This window comes from Aquimarina algiphila (genome assembly GCF_007489275.1).
Lineage (GTDB): Bacteria > Bacteroidota > Bacteroidia > Flavobacteriales > Flavobacteriaceae > Aquimarina > Aquimarina algiphila.
Genome location: NZ_VLNR01000271.1, coordinates 1 through 261 on the forward strand (window position 1 = coordinate 1; position 261 = coordinate 261).

The window sequence follows — 261 nt, forward strand, 5'->3', positions numbered from 1 at the left end:
TAAACATAAAGATACCAGCATTAATAGTAGACAACGATTAATGCTTAACAAATTATTAGATGGTTTTGATGGAAAACTCAAATCCTCAAAGTGGGCAAAGATTACTAAATGTTCAGCAGATACTGCTTTAAGAGATATTAAAGATTTAATGGAGAAAGGTATTCTAAAACAAGAAGAATCAGGTGGTCGAAGTACAAATTATGAATTGATAGAATTATGAATCAGTATTCATTTATGTTTAATACGATTCAGTAATTCTTT

Annotated in this window: 1 pseudogene; it reads left to right on the forward strand. The window is 28.4% G+C overall.

The features are described 5' to 3' along the window. Positions 1 to 220 (forward strand): annotated as a pseudogene (locus tag FOF46_RS31255) (DUF4172 domain-containing protein); the annotation flags it as partial. Positions 221 to 261 lie beyond the last annotated feature (41 nt).